Raw genomic sequence first — 20,478 nt, 5'->3', positions numbered from 1 at the left:
ATGGATGTTCCTTATACGGAAGGCCCGCGCGGGCGGGCGGTTGATGACGGAAACGGACCGCGCGAGCGTGCAGGGGCTTTCCCTGCCGCGCGGCGGGTCCGGCGTCGTCTGGTGACGGCGCTCACTTCGCGTTCCGTGATACCGCACCTTGGCCGGTTCGCCAAGGATGTGCAAGATGATGCCCTGCACGCGCCGGACGCTCAGATGCAAAAAAAGCGGGCCGACGCAACTGCTTCGGCCCGCTGGAGAGACACTGAGCGCGATGAACTTAGTTGTTCATCATGTCCAGGAACTGCTTGTTGTTCTTGGAGTTCTTCATGCGTTTGATGAGGAATTCCATGGAATCAATGGAGTTCATGGGCGCGAGGACTTTGCGGAGTATCCACACGCGGTTCAGCACATCGTCGGAGAGCAGGAGCTCTTCCTTACGGGTGCCGGAGCGGTTGATATCCAGTGCCGGGAAGACGCGCTTCTCGGACAGGTGGCGGTCGAGGTAGACCTCACAGTTGCCGGTGCCCTTGAACTCTTCGAAGATGACTTCGTCCATGCGGGAGCCGGTGTCGATGAGGGCGGTGGCGATGATGGTCAGGCTGCCGCCTTCCTCCACGTTGCGCGCCGCGCCGAAGAAGCGCTTGGGGCGCTGCAGGGCGTTGGCGTCCAGACCACCGGACAGCACGCGGCCGGACGAAGGCGTCACGGCATTGTAGGCGCGGCCAAGGCGGGTGATGGAGTCCAGCAGGATAACCACGTCCTTGTTGCGTTCCACAAGGCGCTTGGCTTTTTCCATAACCATTTCGGCAACCTGCACGTGGCGCTGCGGCGGCTCGTCAAAGGTGGAGCTGACGACTTCCGCGTTAACGGTGCGCTCCATGTCCGTGACTTCCTCGGGGCGTTCGTCAATGAGCAGAACGATGGTGTAGGTGTCCGGGAAGTTGGCTTTGATGGAGTTGGCAACCGTCTGCAGCAGCACGGTCTTACCCGTGCGGGGCGGAGCAACGAACAGCGCGCGCTGACCCTTGCCGATGGGGGCAAGCAGGTCGATGATGCGGGCAGAGAGGTTTTCTTTGCCGTTTTCAAGGCGGAAATGTTCGTCGGGGTAGATGGGGGTGAGGTTGTCAAAGAGGATGAGACTTTTGGTGGCCTCGGGTTTCTCGAACCCGATTTCATTCACCCGCAGCAGGGCGAAGTAGCGTTCGCCTTCTTTGGGGGGGCGAATCTGGCCGGAGATGACGTCGCCCTTTCGCAGGCCGAATCGGCGGATCTGGGAAGGGGAGACATAGATATCGTCAGGGCCGGGCATGTAGCTGTACATGGGGGAGCGCAGGAAGCCGAAACCGTCGGGCAGGATTTCCAGAACGCCCTCACCAAAGATGGAGCCGTTTTGCGAGGCGCATGCCTTAAGCAGAGCAAAGATAAGCTCCTGCTTGCGCATGCCACTCGGGTTTTCGATTTCGTATTCCTTGGCGAGCTCCATCAGCTCGGACATGCTTTTGGCTTTCAGTTCGGATTGATGCATGACCTTCTCCGTGGCGCAGTATGGTACGCGGGGGGTACTAGCTTTGGTCGTGTAAGATACGTCTTTAGTGGGACGAGGCAAAAAACAGTAGCGGATATAGACTGAGCGACATTACTCGATACAGCCCGTACCGCAGTGGAGAACCCACAGAAAAATTCTAGCATAAGCCCATAGGACGGAGCCGGTAATGTATCGGCTCCGTTCCGCACGACAAGAATCCGGTGCGCGGAAAGTAATAGGCTTTACGAGCTAATTAATGAGAAATTAATGCAAGGGATGCAGCCGAAGTTTGCTTGGCAATGAAGAAAAAATAGTGCTCTTTTCAATAGAACAATTTTTAGCGCACCGGATGCGCAATGGCAAGGGATTTCTAGTCCTCTTCTTCCTTCTTTTCAAGAACGTCGGAGAAAAGCGCTTCGATTTCGGTACGGACGGTGTCCTGTTCCTTGTCCAGAGCGTGGGCGAGTTCAAGCGTCAACAGGCCCATGGCTTGCTCCAGCAGGCGGTGTTCGCCAAAGGAGAGTTCCTTGTCCTTACCGATGAGCAGCAGCTCTTTGAGGACGTAGGCGACATCGGCCAGGTCGCCACTTTTGAGGTTTTCGGAATATTCGCGGTAGCGGCGGTTCCAATTCTGTCCGGAGTATCCGGTGAAGTCGGAACGGTCCTTAAGCGAATCTATGATCGCATCCGCCTTTTCCTTGGACGAGACATGTCGCAGACCGACATTCTCCGCATTGAAGACCGGTACCATAAGCGTCACATTGTTGCTCAGGATACGGACGATGTAGAACTCGGCTTTTGCACCGCCGACTTCTTGTTCCTCAATACGTTCAACAACCCCAACACCTTGGGCGGGGTAGACGACAATTTCGTTTTCTGAAAACACGTTACCTTATCTCCATTACTCTCAGTGAAGCACGCAACCCGAGAAACGTATCTTAAAAGACTCTGTTAGTCTAGGTTTTCAGTATTCTCTGCGGTGGGTACTGCGTCAAAGCTGTTGATGTGCTGTATGGCGAGGGGCAGGCCCCGGCGCAGCAGAATGCCAATGCCTTTGATGGCGGCATCCACAACCGCTTGGGCGGTGTCCATTTCCTGCTCGGAAAATTCGCCAAGCACATAATCGCGCGTTCCGCCACGGACAGTGGGGCGTCCGACTCCAAGGCGAAGACGCAGAAATTCTCGCGTGCCCAGCTCGTCGACGATGGAGTTCAGGCCGTTGTGGCCGGCGGTTCCGCCACCCTTTTTCAGTTTCATCTTGCCAAGGGGCAGGTCCATATCGTCGTGGGCGACGATGATGTGTTCTGCCGCGATGGCATATTTGCCGCTGATGCGCTTTACGGCGATACCGCTCAGGTTCATATAGGTCAGCGGCTTGGCCACGACCCAATGCGCCTTGGACCGGATGATGGGGCAGTCCCATGCAAGGCAGTCATCCCAGTTGCCAACGCGCGGGCACTTTTCCGTGCCGCCCGCCTTTTCCAGGATGCGGTCCGCCAGCATGAAACCAAAGTTGTGGCGGGTGTTTTCGTAGTCGGGCCCGGGATTGCCGAGGCCAACGATGAGTCCTGCGAAATTTTTCATATGCACTACCAATATGCCTATCGAGGCGTCAGCGGCCACACAGGGGCTACACAACGACCTAAAGCGATGGAGCTATAACAACAAGGAGGCCGGCTGGCCAAGACGATAGGAGAAGGGAGGCACCGATGCTGCGCACCGGAAAAACGCAAGGCCCCAGGCGGGGCCTTGCGGAAACGGCGTGAGTTTATTCCTCGTCGCCCTCAGCGCTGTCATCAGCGCCCTTGAGAGCCAGGTGCAGGATGGCAAAGTTGTCATCGCTGAGAACCTTCACACCCTCGGGCAGGGCGATGGACTCAATCTGCATGGTCTCGTTGGGCTGGAGGTTGTTGATGTCAACATCAACAGCTTCCGGAATGGCGCCGGGCAGGCACTCAATCACGCAGGAAGCGCGGTACACTTCGAGCTTAGCGCCCATGGCCATGGCCGGAGCCTGACCAACGATGCGCAGGGGAACACGCACACGGACGGGCTTGTCCATGTCTACGCCGTAGATGTCGACGTGGGTGATCTCCCGCTTGCAGGGATGCCAGATCAGCTCTTTGATCAGCGCCGGACGGGCGCCCTTGCCATCGATGTCGATGGAGAAGATCTGGGAGGTACCAACGAGGGCGTTGGTCTTGTCCAGATCGATCTGAGGAACCTGGATGAGGATGTTTTCGTCCTTAGCGTAGAAAACGCCGGGCGTCATTTTTTTAGCGCGCAGGGCACGGCAGGAGCCCTTGCCGGTTTCCTCTCGCACGGCGGCTTTGAGCATAACCTGTTCAGACATGAGTATCTCCTTCAAGCTGTTCCCGCTCGGCTCCACGGCGGGCCCGGCGGTGGTCGTCAATAAAAAAAGAGTTAGACAAACAATACGCTCACGGAAGATTCCGTGTGGATGTTGTGGATTGCCTTGCCCAGCAGGCTGGCCAGCGACATTACCTGAATCTTGGAGCTCTGCTTGGCCTTTTCGCCAATCGGAATGGAATTCGTAACGATGACCTTGGAGTAGGAGGACTTTTCAAGTCGCTCCACAGCCGGGCCGGACAGCACGGGATGCGTGGCGCAGGCCATCACTTCCTTGGCGCCATTTTCCATGAGCACTTCGGCACCGGCACAGATGGTGCCTGCGGTGTCGATCATATCATCAAGGACAATGGCGGTCTTGCCTTTCACGTCACCGATGACGTTCATGGCTTTGGCCTGGTTGGGGGCATCGCGGCGCTTGTCGATGATGGCGAGGCCGGCACCGAGTCGCTTGGCGTAGGCGCGTGCACGCTCAACACCGCCAGCGTCGGGAGAGACGATGACGAGGTCTTCGTCGTACTGGCGCAGGTAATCCAGAAGGGCCGGGGCGGCATACAGGTTATCCACGGGCAGGTTGAAGAAGCCCTGAATCTGTCCTGCGTGCAGGTCAACGGTAACGAGCCTGTCAATGCCGGCCACGGTAAGGAAATCAGACACGAGCTTGGCGGAGATGGGGGCGCGGGGAGCGACCTTGCGGTCCTGGCGAGCGTAGCCGTAGTAGGGCACGACGGCAGTCACACGGCCAACGCTGGCGCGCTTGAGTGCATCAAGGATGATACACAGTTCCATCAGGTGAAAGTTCACGGGGGCACAGGTCGGCTGGACCACGAAAACATCGGCGCCACGAACGTTGGAGCCGATTTCTACGCGGATTTCACCGTCGCTGAAAGTGTCGGTAAGACACGGGGTGAGTTCGCAGCCGAGGTGGTTGCAAATCTCGGAGGCAAGCTCGGGGTTGGCCGAGCCGGTCATGATCTTCAATTCGCCAATTGCCATCGTGATTGTTCCTTAAAAATAAAATATGGCTGGGGTGGAAGGACTTGAACCCTCGAATGACGGGACCAAAACCCGTTGCCTTATCCACCTTGGCGACACCCCAGCATCAAAAACTGTGAAAGAAAGCGGGAACCTGTTCCTGTCGGAACGTAAGAACCGCGCGCTCTGCATCCTGTCGGTTGCGAAAGAGGGCGCACAGACTGGAACCGCTGCCGCTCATAACTGCCCCTGCTGCCCCTTGGCGGAGCAGTGCTTCCTTGAGCTGGCGAAGCTTTGGGTAGGCCCCAAAGACCACGTGCTCAAAGCTGTTGTGGAGCAGGAACGCGGAGCAGGGGAAGCACTTACCCGCACTCGCTGCGCATGTCAAGCATTCGGGGCGTTTTTCGTTCTTCTGCGTGGCCGGATGTGCCGCGTCCCAAGCCGCGTACGCCCATGGTGTGGAGACGTGGATGTCGGGGCACAACACTACCAGAGTGAAACCGGCTAAATCAAGCTCGGCAGGCACAAGCTCTTCGCCAATGCCTGTGGCCCAGGCTGGGCCGCCTAGCAGAAAGAACGGAACGTCCGCCCCGATGCGCGTGGCAAGCGCCGAAAGGGCTGTGTGCTCCAGTGCCGCTTCGCCCGCGCTGTCATTCAGATAGCGCAGTATGGCGGCGGCGTCGGAACTTCCGCCGCCGAGTCCTGCACCGAAGGGGATGCGTTTGTCAAGGTGTACGCGAAGACTGGGGCGAAAACCCGTGGCCTCGGCAAACGCTTCATACGCCTTGATAATGATATTATCCGACCCTTCCAGCTCCGGGCGGGAGCAGGTGAGGAGTAGGCCGCTTCCCTCTGCAGGCGTAACGGTCAGCGTATCCGCCGGTTCGGCCAATGGCACGAACAGGGTGTGCAGTTCGTGGTAGCCGTTTGGGCGCACGCCGGTGATATCGAGGTACAGGTTCACCTTGCACCCTGCCGTGAGGGTGCGCTGTTGTGGCAATGTGGATGTCATGACGCGGGATTCTTTCGTAAAAGCCACCGGGTTTCAAGTGGTTGTGTGCCCGGCGGGGCAAAAAAAGGGCCTCCCGTTTGGAAGGCCCTTATATGGTTAATGATATAGGCGGCTGTTACTCGTCGGGAAGGGTGAGCGTGCGGAACACACTCTGGCCCTGCCGCTGGATGAGCAGGAGCAGCACTCCCTTGTCCTTGGCGTCGCCTTCGAGGATGTCCTTGAAGTCGTCCACGGAGTTCACCAGCTGCTGGTTGGCCTGCAGGATGACGTCGCCGGGGCGGATTTCGCTTTCCTGCGCCGGGGAGCCCTGCGCCACGCTGGTGACCAGCAGGCCCTGCGCCACGTCCATGCCAAGGGCGCGGGCTTCGCGCGGGTCCACAGGCCGCAGGGAGAGGCCAAGGGCCTCTGCGGGCTGCGTCTGCTCGGGGCGGCCCTGCTGGGCGAGCTTGTCGGTCTTGCGCTCGCCAAGGGTGACGCGAAGGGTCTTGTCGTCGCCATTGCGCCAGACGGTAATCTTGGCCCTTTCGCCGGGGGCTATTCCGGCAATCTGGCGCAGCAGGTCGTTGGCGTCGTCCACGTCCTCGCCGTTGACGCCGATGATGACGTCGCCGGCCTTGATGCCGCCTTCGTCGGCGGGTTCACCGGGCAGGACCGAGGCGATAAGCGCGCCGCGCGGTTCGTCCATTTCCAGCGCCTTGGCGGTGTTGTCGTCAACGTTCTGGATGGTGACGCCCAGCCAGCCGCGGGAGACCTTCTTGTTCTCCTTCAGCTGGGTGATGACCTTGCGGGCCATGTCGGACGGGATGGCAAAGCCGATGCCCTGACCCGAGGCGATGATGGCGGTGTTGATGCCGATAACCTCGCCGTGGAGGTTCAGCAGGGGGCCGCCGGAGTTGCCGGGGTTGATGGAGGCATCGGTCTGGATGAAGTCGTCAAAGGGGCCGGAGTTCAGGAAGCGGCCCTTGGCGCTGACAATGCCCGCGGTGACGGTATGGTCAAGGCCGAAGGGGTTGCCGATGGCCATGACCCACTGGCCGACCTTGGTCTCGTCCGAGTCGCCGAAGGTGAGCACCGGCAGGTCGTGGTCGGCGTCAATCTTCAGCAGGGCGAGGTCCGTTTCCGGGTCGCGGCCGATGATGGTGGCGGGCAGGGGCTCGTCCACGCCTTGCAGGTTCACCGAGATTTCGTCGGCGTTGGCGATGACGTGGTTATTGGTGACGATGAACCCGTCCTTGGAAATGATGAAGCCGGAGCCGAGGGAGCGCTCCTTGCGGGGGCGCTGGTCCGGGCGCATGCGGAAAAACGGCTCGAACTGGTTAAAGAAATCCTCAAAGGGGTTGCCCCGCTGGTGAAAGCGGAAAAACTCCTTCATTTGGTTGTTGCCCCGCTCAACGATTTTGACGGTGCTTATGTTGACCACCGCACCACCTGCTTTCTCGGCAAGGGCCGTGAATTCGGGCAATGCAGCCATGGCGGCCTGCGACGTGACAAAGACGAGCAGGGCGGCGAGGGCGATCGTGCGTTTCATGCGGTGAGTGATATCCATTCTTTCCTCCGTTTCACGGTTCTGCTTGAGGCCCCTCCTCGGTCCTGAAGCAGGAGTCATTTCGATACTATAACCTCTTTTCATAGCATGTAAATACGAAAGGGCGGGATTTCCTCTGGTGCCTTGTATTACGGGGCTTTTGGTCTGTGTGGCGGGCTGTTGAAGAGCGTATTTTTCTGCGCTTTTTCTGTATCCGCAGGCAAATAGTTTCAGCCGTGTGACAGTTTTTTCACAGGGTGACGGGGTTTCCTCCTGCTGATGTCTGGAATTTCAGACGCAGGTGTACTGTCATCTGGACGACGGTTTGGCCTGTCGGCCAGATGACGTTGCGTGCAGTGGGTTCCCGGCTTTGCATGCAAAGTGTGCAGGGCAGTATGAAAAATCAGACACGATGGTTGATTGGTTAACCAATCACAACAAATTGAAAAAAATACGCGATAGACGGATATGAATTGCAATTTCGTGTTACCGGGTGTAGTCGGCTACTAACAGGTTGGTATTGCGGTGGATTTGTCGCTGTGGCGGCATAATGTCGGCTGTGTGACGAACCAATCAGTCCACCGCAATCGGTAAGTGGAAGCTGGCACGGACTGTGCTCTGCGCGTTAGCGTTGTACGATCAGTTCGGTGAAAGAGGCCGTGGCGTGCGGGATTTCCTGTGCCTTGCATGCAGGCCTCATGGCCGGAGCCGCTTCCAGGGCGGGTCCGGCCACTCACCCCCCTTTCTTTCTTTGGCAGCCGGGGCCCTGGCGTTTCGGCTGCCACCATGTTTCAGGCCACGCACAAAGGGGCTTGATGACACGGAGGGACTCCTGTGGCTGACGGAGTCCTCATGATGAGGCAGCCCCTCCCCCGCGGAGGGGCTGTTTTTGGAGTGGTTGAGGAGTGTGGACGCCGGAGCGATTCGGCAGGTCCGCAAACAGTAGCGCAAAGTTGAGAGGTTCTTTCATTGCACAAAAGATATGTACCCATAGCAGTGGTTGTGGCGGTGTGCATCGTCGTTGCCGCTGTGGGCTATCTGCTTCCCCAGGACTCTCCGGACGCCCCGACGCGGGTGGTGATGGAGAACAGCGGCGGGCGGGTGTTCTTTACCCATCAGCTGCATGCCGAGGACTTGGGACTGGCGTGTGAGGACTGTCACCATGACGGTCTGGTCGAGGAGGGCGCAAAGCCGCTGCCCTGCGCCACGTGCCACCCCAAGGAATTCAATGACGAGTTCCGCCTGAAGCATCAGAAATCCTTCCCTTCCAACGACTACTGCGAACGGTGCCACTACACCGAGCCGTCTGCCGATATGCCCGACGAGGACCGTCCGGACACAGACATGCTGCCCCTGACGGGCGATGCCTTCCACTGGCAGTGCATGGGATGTCACGAGTCCATGGGCGCCGGACCTTACGGCGACGAAAGCTGCACCGAGTGCCATGCGAAGTAGGAACGTCATGAAAAAGTACGACCTTTCATTGAATCCCCTCCCCGGAAGCATCCACGAGATGCCCGTTCCGGGCGAGTTGAACATTCCGGTCAAGGGCATGCTGCTCAAGGCCGCGCGCGGCAAAAGCATTGCGCAGGGCACGCTTGTGGCCCAGTGCGCCGAAGCCGGGTGCGGGGACATGCACGCCCCTGTGGCGGGCAAGGTGAGCAAGGTGTCTTACGCCTTTGTGACCCTGAAACCCGCAGACGAACCCGAAACCGTGGAGCCGGTGGACCTCGCCGCCATAACCGATGCCAAGGAGCGCCTGCGCGCCTTGCGCGGTCTGGGCATTGATACCCGGCGCTACGCGGCGGCGGAACATCTTATCATCAATGCCATGGACCCGGAGCCGGAAGTGGGTGTCGCCACCGCGCTTTTGGAATCCGAGGCCAAGACCGTCCGCGCTGGCGTGGAATACGCGAAGCTGCTTGTTGGCGCGGTGAAGACCACTGTCGTTGCCGCAGACTCGGCGGCGTCCGTATCCTTTGACGGCGCGCAGACGGTGCGCGCTCCCGGCGTGTATCCCGCCAGCGTTGATCCCCTCGTGGTGAAGGCCGCCACCGGCAAGGAAAATCCCGCCGGTGTCTGCGTTATCGACGTTGCCGCGCTGTGGCAGCTGGGCCGCGTTGTCGAAACAGGCCTGCCTGTTGCCGAAACGGTGCTGACCGCCGGTGGCAAGCATTGGCGCGTGCGCATCGGGACGCCGGTGCAGGCCGTGCTGGAAGCGGCAGGGCTGGAGGTTCACGCAGGCGATGTGGTCCGCCTTGGCGGTCCCATGCGCGGAGCGGCGGCGTTCAGTACGGACCAAGGCATTGGCCGCGACTGCCGCGCCGTGGGCATTGTCCCGGCGGAAAGCGCCGCGCCTGTTGAAGACCGCCCGTGCATCAACTGCGGCGAATGTGTGCAGCACTGCCCGGCGCGCCTGCAGCCGAACATGCTTACCCGCTATGCGGAGTACGACATGTTCGAGAAGGCGGCGGCCAGCGGCCTTGGGGTGTGCTTTGAGTGCGGCCTGTGCGCCATGCACTGCATGGCCCGCCGTCCGATGCTGCATATGCTGCGCTTTGCCAAGGAGCAGCTGCGCCTCTCGCGCGAAGGATAAGGCCCAATATCTTCCCGGCGGAACGTGGCGGCATGCCGCGTGACCGTCAGGGTGAAGGATGCATAGAACGGCCCGCCTGCCGCCCACGCGGCGCGGGGCGTGAACTTTCGGAACAAGGATTGAGCAAATGACTCCTCCGGTTATCAAACCGCTTGCGCAGAGCGCAGGAGCACTGAGCGTCACCCCGGCCCCGCATTGGCGGCTGGGTATGGGCGTGAAGAATCTGTCGCTCACCAGCCTGGCGGCGTTGGCGCCTGCCGCGGTCATGGCCGTCATGACCTACGGCATTGACGCCGCGCGCATCATGGCCCTTGCCGGCGCTGTGGCCGTGCTGGTGGAAGCGTTGTGCCTTCGTCTCATGGCTCGTGATGTGGATGTGGACAACTTCAGCGCCCTGTACGCAGGGGTGCTGTTCGCCTTTTTGCTGCCTGCCGGCGCGCCGTGGTGGCTGGTTGCCGCTGGCGCGGCCATGACTGTGGCCCTTGGCCGCGCAGTGTTTGGCGGCTACGGCGTGAACCCGCTGTGCGCTCCCCTTGTGGCCTGGGCAATGTGCCGCGTGTCGTGGCCCGCGTTTATGGACATCGACATGACCATGCCCATGAGCGTGCTCAATGAGCCGTTGGCGCAGCTGAAGTACTTCGGCCTTGATGCCGTGCAGTACCAGTACAACCTGACGGACTTCCTCTTTGGCAACGCCCTTGGCGCCCTTGGCGCATCGCAGGTGCTGGCGCTGGCTATCGGCGGCGCATTCCTGCTGTGGCGCGGCGTCATCCGCTGGCACATTCCCGCCGCGTTCATCGTTGGTGTGATGGCCATGGCGCAGGTCTTTCATATGGTGCACCCGGATATGGCCGCCGGCCCGCTGTTCCACGTGTTGACGGGCAGTGTGGTCTTTGGCGCGTTCTTCCTCGCCACGGACCATGCGTCCAGCCCGGCAGGGCGCGTGCCCCAGCTGCTGTATGGCTTCATTGGCGGCGCGCTGGTCATGGTCATCCGCGAGTACGGCGTCTATCCGGACGGCGTGCCCTTCGCCATCCTGCTGGCGAACCTGCTCAGCCCGCTGCTGGACCGCGTTCGTCCCAAACCTTTCGGAGGCTAGAGGCATCATGAAAGAGATACTGAGCATGATACTCGTCCTGTCGCTCATCTGCGGCGTGTCCGGCTTTTCGCTGGCCACCCTCAAGGCCGCAACGCGCGACAAGATTGAAGAGCAGGTGCTGACCTATGTGCAGGGCCCGGCCCTGATGCACGTGGTTGGCCCGCACGAGAACGACCCTATCGTGGAACGTGTGACCATCACCGCCCCGGATGTGGGCGAGGTGGTCGTTTTCCCGGTTGTGCGTGAAGGCGAGCTGACCGGCGTTGCCCTTGAATCGGCAGCTCCGGGCTATTCCGGCGATATTGGTGTGATGGTGGGCTTTGACATTGCCGAGGATACGCTCCTTGGCATTGGCATCACCACCCAGACCGAAACTCCCGGCCTTGGCACCCGCGTGACCGAGCCGAGCTTTACCGGCCAGTTCCGCGCGCATGCGCCCTCGAACCTCGACCTTGGCTCCGACATCGACGGCGTCTCCGGCGCGACGTTCTCTTCCAAGGGAACTGTGGACGCGGTGAAGAAGGCCGTGGCCCTGTACACCGCCCATAAGGACGAGATGATTACCGCCCTGCAGCAGAGTGGAGGCCAGTCATGAACCGAAGCATGAAGGAATTCGTCAAGGGACTGTGGGCGGAGCTGCCGCCGTTTCGCGTGCTGCTCGGCCTGTGCCCGACGCTGGCGGTAACCTCGTCCGCGGAGAACGGCCTCGGCATGGGCCTTGCCGTTGTGTTCGTGCTGACGATGTCCAACATCATCATTTCGCTGTTGCGCAACGTTATCCCCACCAAGGTCCGCATCGCGTGCTTTATCGTTATTGCGGCCTCGCTGGTTGTGACGGTGGAGCTGCTCATGCAGGCGTACACGTATCCGCTGTACCAGCAGCTGGGCATCTTTGTGCCGCTCATTGTCGTAAACTGCCTGATTCTGGGCCGCGCTGAGGCTTTCGCCTCCAAAAACAGCGTGTGGTACTCCATCATGGACGCACTGGGCATGGGCATTGGCTTTACGCTGTCCCTGACCTTCCTCGGCACCGTGCGCGAGCTGTTTGGCAGCGGCACGGTGTTTGGCGCACCTGTCATGTGGGAGAGCTTCGAGCCGTTCGCCATTATGGTGAAGGCTCCCGGAGCGTTCATCTGTCTGGGCCTCATCCTTGCCGGGATGAACGCCTTCAACGTCTGGCACGCCAAGAAGAACAAGCTGCCCGCGCCGAAGCCCATCACCGGGTGCGGCGATGGCTGCGGCTCCTGCGGCGCGTGCAAGATGGACTAGGGGAGAGGTGCAATGGACTACTTTCTGCTGATTATCTCGGCCATCTTCATCAATAACATCGTGCTGGTGCAGTACCTTGGCGCATGCCCGTTTATGGGAACGTCCAAGAGCATCGACGTGGCCCTTGGCATGGGCGGGGCGGTTATGTTCGTTCTGGTCATGGCTACAGCCATCACATGGCCCATCCATGTGTACGCTCTGGTGCCAAACGGGCTGGAGTATCTGCAAACCATCGCGTTCATCCTTATTATCGCCTCGCTTGTGCAATTTGTGGAAATGTTTTTGAAGAAAGTGATTCCGCCACTTTACAAGTCGCTGGGTCTTTTTCTTCCACTCATCACCACCAACTGCGCGGTGCTTGGTGTCGCCATTATGGTGCAGCGTAAGGAGTTTGATTTCTTAACTTCTGTAGTGTTTGCACTGGCGTCTGGCATCGGATTTACGATTGCTTTGGTGATCCTGTCTTCCATTCGTGAAAGACTGGACATGGCCCCCGTTCCTCATGTATTCCGCGGCGTCCCCATCGCGCTGGTCATGGCCGGCCTGATGTCCCTGGCGTTCTTTGCGTTTCAGGGCATGGCCGCGTAGGCCGCGCTGAATAACCAAAAGGAATACAAAGGAATATCCGCAATGCTGAATACTGTCGTTTTCATACTCATGGGTCTTGGCCTTGCCGTCGGCTCCGTGCTGCACGGGATGCTGTTCATCCTGCTGGTGGCAGGTGGCGTGCACTTTGGCGGTGTGCTCATCCGCCGCAGTGCCACGGGCGGCGCCTTTCCCGGTGGCTGTGTGGTGCGCCACGCCAAGCTGGCTTTGCCTGCTCTTGGCGTGTTGGCCGCCGACGCCGCCGTTGCCTATGTCGCCGTGCACAGCATCGGCGCATAGCAGTGGACCCACGGGGAATCCGGCAGAATATCAATAAGGTGACGAAATGGTAAGCACTTCGATATTCTTGCTTTCGGGCCTCGGTTTTGCCGCGGCCTCCGTTTTGGCAGTGGCCTCCAAGGTCCTGCATGTGAAGGAGGACCCGCGCGTCGCGGCGGTGGAAAACTGCTTCCCCGGCGCAAACTGCGGTGGCTGCGGCTACCCCGGTTGCAGCGCGGCCGCCGCCGCTGTGGTGGCCGGCGAAGCGCCGCCGGAGGTCTGCGTGGCCGGCGGCATGGACATCGCTACGTCGGTTGCGTCCGTCATGGGCATGTCCGTGAGCTTCAAGGAGCCTAAGGTCGCATCCCTCATCTGCACCGGCGGTGAACGCGCCAAGCAGATTTATGACTACTCCGGCGTTGAGGACTGCCGCGCCATGTCCATGCTTTACGGCGGCGACAAGATGTGCGGCCTTGCCTGCCTTGGCAAAGGCTCCTGCGTGAAGGCCTGCGGCTTTGGCGCCATTGAGCTGTCCGAGGAAGGCCTGCCCGTGGTCAACGAGGCGCTGTGCCGCTCCTGCGGCAAGTGCGCCGAGGTGTGCCCCACAGGCGCCATCCGCATCAAGGGCCTCTCCTCCGACCTGCTGCATCTGAACAAGCTGGACGACTGCCTTGCCCCGTGCATGCAGAAATGCCCGGCCCAGCTGGACGTGCGCACCATGATCCAGCAGATCAAGGCCGGCGATATGGGCAGCGCGCTTCTGACGCTCAAGGAGCGTTTGCCGCTGCCGTCCGTTGTGGGCCGCATTTGTCCGCACGGCTGCGAAACCATTTGCCGCCGCCAGATCGTGGACGAAGGCATCGCCATCAATTCCCTTGAACGCTACGTCTCCGACTGGGAGATGGCCTCCGGCGGACGCGTGCCCATGCAGTGCAATCCGTCCAACGGCCGCAAGGTCGCCATCATCGGCGGCGGCGCGGCGGGTATGAGCTGCGCGTTCTACCTGCGCCGCGTTGGGTACGAGGTGCATGTCTTTGACCGCCGCGAGTCCCTTGGCGGCATGGTGCGCCATGCCATTCCCGAATACCGCGTGCCCCACCGCGTGGCGGACTGGGACGTGCAGGGCATCCTTGAGCTGGGCGTTACGCCCCGCACCGGACTGGAGTTCGGCAAGGACTTCACCATCACGACCCTGAATGACGAAGGCTTCGAGGCCATCTTCGTGGCAACAGGCGCATGGAAGACGCCGCAGCTGGGCATCCCCGGCGATACCGCGCCCGGCGTGGTGGATGGCGTCAGCTTCCTCACCAGCCTGAAGCACGAGCCGGTGGACCTTGCCGGCAAGCGTCTTGTCATCATCGGCGACACCAACACCGCCATGGACGTGGCGCGCAGCGCAGGCCGCCTGAACGCCGCCCGCATCGTTGTGCTGTCCCAGCACATCAAGCGCAAGATGTCCGCCAATAAGCTGGAAGTGGAGCGCGCCGAGGAAATCGGTGCGGAAATCCTCTACAAGACGAAGCCCACCGCGGTGAAGTCCGCTGACGGCGGCGTCATCAGCGTGGAATATATCGCCACCGAGTACAAGGACCCCAAGAAGGCCACTGGGACCCCGGCGCCCGTCGAGGGCACCGAGGCCGTCGTGGACTGCGACCTTGTCATCAACTGCGTGGACCGCGTACCCGACATGACGCCCTTTGTGGGCGAGGACGGCGAGTCCGAATTCGCCGTGACCAAGAAGGGCACCATCGACGCAGACAAGGTGACGCTCCAGACGTCGGTCTCCAACGTGTTTGTTGGCGGCGAGGTCTACTCCGGACGTGCGACTGTGGTTGAGGCCGTTGCCGATGGCCGCACCGCCGCGCGCTCCATCCATATGCTCCTGACGGAAGGCGAGGCGAAAAAGCCCGAAGACCAACAGCTTCGCGTGATTCCCGAGACCATCCTCAAGGGCATGAAGGTCAAGTACACCATCCCCCGCGTGGCCGTGCAGGAGATTCCTGTGGCCGAGCGCCGCACGACCTTTAAGGAAGAGGTCAGCCAGCCGCTGGATCCCTCTCTGGCGCGCAAGGAAGCCTCGCGCTGCCTGCGCTGCGGCCTGACCTGTTACGACGGCGAGGCTGGCGCGGAATACGCCGCCGACCCGGACGTGAAGCCTCTGGACGCGGAGGACTAGCATCATGGATATGAAGGCAGTGACCAGACGGGCGTTCATGCGCCTTGGCGCTGTTGTCGGACTGGGAGCCCTTGCGGCTCCCACCCGTGCACTGGCCGACATCGGCTTTGGTTCCGCTTCCCGTGAGGGGAGCAGGCACAAGGTCGTCAGCACGCAGTTCCTGATGGGCACCTTTGTGACCATTACCGTTGTGGACGACTCCAAACACCGCGCGGAGCAGGGCATTGGTGAGGCGTACGCCGCCATCAAGCGTCTGTGCACGGTGCTGGACCGCCACGCCGCAGGGACCGAGGCCTCGCACCTCAACGCCGCAGGCCGCATTACCGGAGCCCATCCGGATATGGTGGCCGTGGTGCGCGGTGCCCGCGATATGGCCACGCTTACCGGCGGGGCCTTTGACCCTACGGTGCTCCCCGTTGTGGATTACCTGCGCGAGCAGGGCAAGGCCGTCAGCGCAGGCGACATTCCGCGCTCGGAACTTGCCGAGGTGCTGCGCCTTGTGGACGCCAACGCGCTGGAATGCACCGGACGGGATATCCGCTTTGCCCGTGAGGGCATGCAGGCCACGCTGGACGGCATCGGCAAGGGCTACATCGTGGACCGCGCCGCCGAAGCGCTGGCCGGTGCCGGCGTTGGTTCCTATATGGTCAACGCAGGCGGCGACATCCGCGTCGGCGGCGACAAAACGTGGACCGTGGCCATTGAAGACCCGGCAGGGCAGGGGCGCTATCCCGCCGTGCTGAATCTGCGCGACTGCGCCGTGGCGACCTCCGGCGGCTATGAGCAGCCCTTTGACGCAAAGGGAACCCTGCACCATGTGGTGAACCCGGCAACGGGCATCTCTCCGGTGCAGTCCGTGAGCGTCAGCGTTGTGGGCCGTACCGTCATGGAGGCCGACGCCTTGGCGACCGCCGCGTTTGTTATGGATGCGAAGCACGGCGTGCGGAGCATCGAGAGCCTTCCCGGTCGCGAGTGCATGGTGCTTGCCGCCAGCGGCGCCAAGCTGCAAAGCTCCGGCTGGGCACGCCTTGAGCGCCGGAGCGCCTAGCGCCTTCTGGATGCGCCTTTATATAATGATATTGTAATAGCGCGGGCGCGGCGGCGAAGGCTTGCCGCGCCCGCGTCCTTTTTGCCACACGGCGGGGCGGGACGAAATCTGCCGTGTGGGCAGCGTTTTTTACCGCCATGCCTGTGCCGAAATTCCGCACAGGGGCGAAAAGGACTTGCGTTCCTCGCGTAAGTCGGTTAGTTCAAACGCCCTCAGCGGTTGAATTTCCTTTCACCCGCTAGCCATATGGCCCCGTAGCTCAGCTGGATAGAGCGACCGCCTCCTAAGCGGTAGGCCGCAGGTTCGACTCCTGCCGGGGCCACCATCAAAAAAATATTCGCCGGTTTCAGGCTTTACTGAGACCGGCTTTCTTTTTGCCCAATTCGCAGCGCCCTCCCAGAAGGGGGGAGACAGCGCTCTCTGCGATACCCGGGGGCTTCACACCGGTCCTCTGACTGGCCCGAGGTCGCGTTTCGGCGCCCTCAGCCCCAGAGAGCCGTTCTCCATGCTGCCGACAAGGCTGTTTTTAACATTTTTGTGTATTGGGCCTTTTGTCACAAGAAGGGCGCCATACTTTCCAACCCGAAAATACAGCGCCCGCTGTTTTCTCGATTTTGCGCAAAATTGGGGTGGGAGGTCTGTGTCCGTGTGTTGTGGTGCCTGATTCGAGCATATGGATGCGGATGGCGGCCACAAAGCATTTCGGGGCGCTTTTGCCGTGAAATTTGGCGGAAATGGCGCGTCTGGCGAATTGTACCCGGCGCTGCGGCCTGCGGATTGTACATGTGCGCTCCTCGTGGCGAAATTGCGTCTTTTTGAGGGGAAAAGTGAGCCATGGCGGGCAAATGCTGGGGCCTTGCCGTCGGTGACTGTCCGGAACTGAGAAGGGCGGTGTTCGTGCGGCACGGGCCTGTGTTTTGTGTTACGTCCGGGGCAGTTTTGGTCACATTTTGGAAAGCATTTGCCAAGATTGGAACAGGACCTCACAAAGTGGGTATTTTGAAAAAAAAGACCCCAATTCTCCAAAATTGACAAAAATTCCCTTGCCTCAGTCCGTGTTTTATTGCATGTAAGGCAGGTCATTTTGAGGCGGACCGCATACGGACATCCCGTCGGTCCCGGGCGTAGTGCCACACGGTTCTCCACCTTGGTTGGATAACCTCGGATTCCATACATACGGAGGAAGCATGAAACGCGTACTGGTCACTCTTTGTGCCATGGCTCTCGTTCTCGTCATGGGCTCTGTCTCCTTTGCTGGTGACAAGCTTGTTATCGGAACGGACACCAATTTCCCTCCCTTTGAGTTCAAGGACCCCGAAACGGGTAAGCATACCGGATTCGACGTGGAACTCTGGGACGCCATCGCCAAGGAAATCGGCGTGGAGTACGACCTTCAGCCCATGGATTTCAATGGCATCATCCCCGGCCTGCAGACGGGCCAGCTTGATGTGGGCATCGCCGGCATAACCATCAAGCCCGAGCGCGCCAAGGTCATCGACTTCTCCGATGGCTACTACAATTCCGGCCTCGTCATCCTCGTCCGCAAGGACAACGACGCCGTCCAGAAGATTGAAGACCTCAAGGGCAAAGTGGTCGCCACCAAGCTGGGTACCACCAGCGCCGACCTCGCCAAGGAGCGCTCCGGCGCCGAGGACGTCAAACTCTTCCCCAACAACGACGCCATGTTCATGGAGCTGATGTCCGGCGGCGCAGACGCCGTCATCTTCGACTCCCCCGTCGTTGGCGACTTCATCCGCAAGGCTGGTCACGGTCAGGTTAAGGTCGTTGGTCCCCTGTACCACGGTCAGGCCTACGGCATGGGCTTCCCCAAGGGCAGCACCCTCGTGAAGAAGGTCAACGCCGCCCTGGCTTCCCTCAAGGAAAGGGGCGCCTACCGCGATCTGTACGTGAAGTGGTTCGGCTCCGAGCCTCGCTAGTCCCCCACTTCCCTTTTGAAACATTGATATCGGGGGCGGTTCACACTGCCCCCGGTATTTTTTGAAAAACGCAAAAAGTGGTGCTATATGGCTTTTAATTTCGATCCCTCCGTCATGGTCACAACCCTTCCGCAGCTTATGCGCGGCGTGCACCTGACAATTATCCTGACGCTCGGAGGCCTGTTCTTCGGCTTCGTTATTGGTGTCTTCTTCGGCCTCATGAAGATTTCCAAGAGTTCCCCTCTGCGCAAGCTCGCAGGGTTCTATATAGAAATCATTCGCGGCACGCCTATGCTCGTACAGGCCATGTTCCTGTACTTTGGCCTGCCTATGGCCGTCGGTATGCGCATCCCCCCCGTTGTTGCGGGCGTCATCGTCATTGCCATCAACTCCGGCGCGTACATCGCGGAAATCGTCCGCGGCGCTGTGCAGTCCATCGACTCCGGCCAGTTTGAAGCAGGCCGCTCCATCGGCCTCACGCGCGGACAGACCATGCGCTACATCATTTGGCCGCAGGCCTTTAAGCGCATGATTCCGCCGCTGGGCAACCAGTTCATCATCAGCCTTAAGGATACCTCGCTGCTTATGGTCATCGGCGTGTCCGAACTGATGCGGACCGGTCAGGAGATTACGGCTGTGAACTTCCGCGCCTTTGAAGTGTACCTGACCGTTGGCCTTGTGTATTTGGCAATGACCCTGACGATCGCCCGTGTTCTGCGTATTGTTGAAAAACGCCTCGCCTACCGATAGGCGATTGGGGGAAAGAATATATGATCAAGATTAAAAATTTGCGGAAGTCCTTCGGGGACTTTGAAGTCATCAAAGGCATCGACCTGCACGTTGATTCCGGCGAAGTGGTCGTCATCATCGGCCCGTCCGGTTCCGGCAAGTCCACGGTGCTGCGCTGTATCAATAAACTGGAAGAGCCGACCTCCGGCACCATCGAGGTGGACGGCTTTGACATCATGGATCCGGCAACGGACATCAACTACGTCCGCTCCGAGGCCTCCATGGTCTTCCAGCAGTTCAACCTGTTCCCGCACATGACCGTGCTGGAAAACGTCACCCTCGGCCCCATCAAGGTCCGCCAGACTTCCAAGGCTGACGCCGTGACCCTCGGTATGAAACTGCTGGACAAGGTTGGCCTCAAGAAAAAGGCCCACGCCTACCCGGACCAGCTTTCCGGCGGCCAGAAGCAGCGCGTTGCCATCGCCCGTTCGCTGGCCCTGCAGCCCAAGGTCCTCCTCTTCGACGAACCCACCTCCGCCCTCGACCCCGAACTGGTCGGCGAAGTGTTGGAAGTTATGAAGAAGCTGGCACAGGAAGGCATGACCATGGTCGTGGTCACCCACGAAATGGGCTTCGCCAAAGAAGTGGCCGACCGCGTCATCTTCTTCGACCAAGGCCAGATTCAGGAAGAAAACGAACCCCACGAATTCTTCGCCAACCCGCAGAACGAACGCCTGCGAGACTTCCTCGGCAAGGTCGTCGGCCACGACTAGACCGCGCCAGAGACAGAAAACACATACGGCCAGTCCCGAAAGGGGCTGGCCGTTTTTTGTTGGCGGGAGAGGGGGATGGCGATTGTGAACGGTTAGGGCTTTTGGTATGGAACCTTTCCCCAAGAGAGCGAAGTCCGCGGCGTGTTGCGCGGAAGTCATAGAACAAGGAGTATCCCGTGTCCCCCAAGCTCAGCATCGTCATCCCGACATATAATATGGAAAAATGGCTCCCCGTCGCCGTCGAATCGTGTTTGGCGCAAACTGAGCCGGATATCGAAGTGATTATTGTTAATGACGGTTCATCGGATGCGTCTCCGCAGATTGCGGATGCCTACGCGGCCAGCGATGATCGGGTGCGGGTGGTGCATCAGGAGAATAAGGGTCTCGGAGGCGCGCGCCAAGCTGGTCAGGATGCAGCACAAGGGGAGTTCATAACGTGGCTCGATGCCGACGATTTTCTTCATGAAAAGGCGGCAGAAGACATGCTTGGCGTGGCTTATAGAGATAACGTAAAAATGGTTTGCGGAAATGCGGTGGTTTTCTCTGATAAGACCTTCAATACGCGGCGCTATTTTTATAAAGAGCCTGT

Annotated in this window: 20 protein-coding genes and 2 tRNA genes; 14 read left to right on the top strand and 8 right to left on the bottom strand. The window is 60.1% G+C overall.

Annotated elements, in window-relative coordinates; genetic code table 11:
- Positions 1 to 268 precede the first annotated feature (268 nt).
- From rho to ACY69P_RS03045, 8 genes are all read right to left on the bottom strand, one after another.
- Complete coding sequence (gene rho / locus ACY69P_RS03080; RefSeq protein ID WP_462326530.1) at positions 269 to 1,516, bottom strand: transcription termination factor Rho; 1,248 nt, start codon at positions 1,514 to 1,516, stop codon at positions 269 to 271.
- Between the two features lie 370 nt (positions 1,517 to 1,886).
- Entirely contained in the window at positions 1,887 to 2,402 is a 516-nt protein-coding gene (locus ACY69P_RS03075) for a CarD family transcriptional regulator (RefSeq protein ID WP_404845463.1), read from the bottom strand.
- Positions 2,403 to 2,467: 65 nt separating this feature from the next.
- On the bottom strand, positions 2,468 to 3,100 hold the full coding sequence (pth, locus tag ACY69P_RS03070) for an aminoacyl-tRNA hydrolase (protein ID WP_459901904.1): 633 nt from the start codon (positions 3,098 to 3,100) through the stop codon (positions 2,468 to 2,470).
- A gap of 184 nt (positions 3,101 to 3,284) precedes the next feature.
- Complete coding sequence (locus ACY69P_RS03065) at positions 3,285 to 3,869, bottom strand: 50S ribosomal protein L25 (protein WP_404845465.1); 585 nt, start codon at positions 3,867 to 3,869, stop codon at positions 3,285 to 3,287.
- A gap of 71 nt (positions 3,870 to 3,940) precedes the next feature.
- The gene (locus tag ACY69P_RS03060) at positions 3,941 to 4,882 is read right to left on the bottom strand and encodes a ribose-phosphate diphosphokinase (protein ID WP_462326529.1); all 942 of its coding nucleotides are present in this window, start codon (positions 4,880 to 4,882) and stop codon (positions 3,941 to 3,943) included.
- A 26-nt stretch (positions 4,883 to 4,908) separates the two neighbouring features.
- Positions 4,909 to 4,985: transfer RNA gene (locus ACY69P_RS03055), tRNA-Gln, on the bottom strand.
- Positions 4,986 to 4,988: 3 nt separating this feature from the next.
- Complete coding sequence (ispE, locus tag ACY69P_RS03050) at positions 4,989 to 5,873, bottom strand: 4-(cytidine 5'-diphospho)-2-C-methyl-D-erythritol kinase (protein WP_462326528.1); 885 nt, start codon at positions 5,871 to 5,873, stop codon at positions 4,989 to 4,991.
- 115 nt (positions 5,874 to 5,988) lie between these two features.
- A complete protein-coding gene (locus ACY69P_RS03045; protein ID WP_462326527.1) occupies positions 5,989 to 7,419 on the bottom strand; it encodes a DegQ family serine endoprotease in 1,431 nt (476 codons plus the stop codon).
- Between the two features lie 948 nt (positions 7,420 to 8,367).
- On the opposite strand from ACY69P_RS03045, the gene ACY69P_RS03040 reads away from it, so the two are divergent.
- The 14 genes from ACY69P_RS03040 to ACY69P_RS02975 all read left to right on the top strand — a co-directional run.
- On the top strand, positions 8,368 to 8,853 hold the full coding sequence (locus tag ACY69P_RS03040) for a cytochrome c3 family protein (protein ID WP_404845469.1): 486 nt from the start codon (positions 8,368 to 8,370) through the stop codon (positions 8,851 to 8,853).
- Between the two features lie 7 nt (positions 8,854 to 8,860).
- A complete protein-coding gene (locus ACY69P_RS03035) occupies positions 8,861 to 9,994 on the top strand; it encodes a 4Fe-4S dicluster domain-containing protein (RefSeq protein WP_462326526.1) in 1,134 nt (377 codons plus the stop codon).
- 127 nt (positions 9,995 to 10,121) lie between these two features.
- On the top strand, positions 10,122 to 11,093 hold the full coding sequence (locus ACY69P_RS03030; protein ID WP_459901898.1) for an RnfABCDGE type electron transport complex subunit D: 972 nt from the start codon (positions 10,122 to 10,124) through the stop codon (positions 11,091 to 11,093).
- Between the two features lie 7 nt (positions 11,094 to 11,100).
- Positions 11,101 to 11,688, top strand: a complete 588-nt coding sequence (gene rnfG, locus ACY69P_RS03025) for an RnfABCDGE type electron transport complex subunit G (protein WP_459901897.1) — start codon at positions 11,101 to 11,103, stop codon at positions 11,686 to 11,688.
- Positions 11,685 to 12,362 (top strand): electron transport complex subunit RsxE, encoded by a 678-nt coding sequence (gene rsxE, locus ACY69P_RS03020; protein ID WP_404845473.1) that lies wholly within the window; start codon positions 11,685 to 11,687, stop codon positions 12,360 to 12,362. Before rnfG ends, rsxE begins: the two co-directional genes overlap by 4 nt.
- 12 nt (positions 12,363 to 12,374) lie before the next feature.
- Complete coding sequence (locus tag ACY69P_RS03015; protein ID WP_404845474.1) at positions 12,375 to 12,950, top strand: electron transport complex protein RnfA; 576 nt, start codon at positions 12,375 to 12,377, stop codon at positions 12,948 to 12,950.
- Positions 12,951 to 12,992: 42 nt separating this feature from the next.
- Positions 12,993 to 13,247 carry a hypothetical protein gene (locus tag ACY69P_RS03010; protein ID WP_459901896.1) on the top strand — a complete coding sequence of 85 codons (255 nt, stop codon included), beginning with the start codon at positions 12,993 to 12,995 and terminating at the stop codon, positions 13,245 to 13,247.
- A gap of 46 nt (positions 13,248 to 13,293) precedes the next feature.
- Positions 13,294 to 15,402, top strand: coding sequence for an FAD-dependent oxidoreductase (locus tag ACY69P_RS03005; protein WP_462326525.1), 2,109 nt, complete (start codon positions 13,294 to 13,296; stop codon positions 15,400 to 15,402).
- Positions 15,403 to 15,406: 4 nt separating this feature from the next.
- Positions 15,407 to 16,450 (top strand): FAD:protein FMN transferase, encoded by a 1,044-nt coding sequence (locus ACY69P_RS03000; protein WP_462326524.1) that lies wholly within the window; start codon positions 15,407 to 15,409, stop codon positions 16,448 to 16,450.
- A 248-nt stretch (positions 16,451 to 16,698) separates the two neighbouring features.
- Positions 16,699 to 16,775: transfer RNA gene (locus tag ACY69P_RS02995), tRNA-Arg, on the top strand.
- Between the two features lie 862 nt (positions 16,776 to 17,637).
- On the top strand, positions 17,638 to 18,387 hold the full coding sequence (gene glnH, locus ACY69P_RS02990; protein ID WP_462326523.1) for a glutamine ABC transporter substrate-binding protein GlnH: 750 nt from the start codon (positions 17,638 to 17,640) through the stop codon (positions 18,385 to 18,387).
- Positions 18,388 to 18,474: 87 nt separating this feature from the next.
- A complete protein-coding gene (locus ACY69P_RS02985; protein ID WP_404845479.1) occupies positions 18,475 to 19,137 on the top strand; it encodes an amino acid ABC transporter permease in 663 nt (220 codons plus the stop codon).
- 20 nt (positions 19,138 to 19,157) lie between these two features.
- Complete coding sequence (locus tag ACY69P_RS02980) at positions 19,158 to 19,889, top strand: amino acid ABC transporter ATP-binding protein (RefSeq protein WP_459901892.1); 732 nt, start codon at positions 19,158 to 19,160, stop codon at positions 19,887 to 19,889.
- 176 nt (positions 19,890 to 20,065) lie between these two features.
- Positions 20,066 to 20,478, top strand: a 413-nt coding sequence (locus tag ACY69P_RS02975) for a glycosyltransferase family 2 protein (RefSeq protein WP_462326522.1), incomplete at its 3' end; no start/stop codon positions are given.

This window comes from Desulfobaculum sp. (assembly GCF_054921475.1).
Note: the sequence above shows the minus strand (reverse complement) of the source record. Positions and strands in the feature narration are given on the sequence as shown.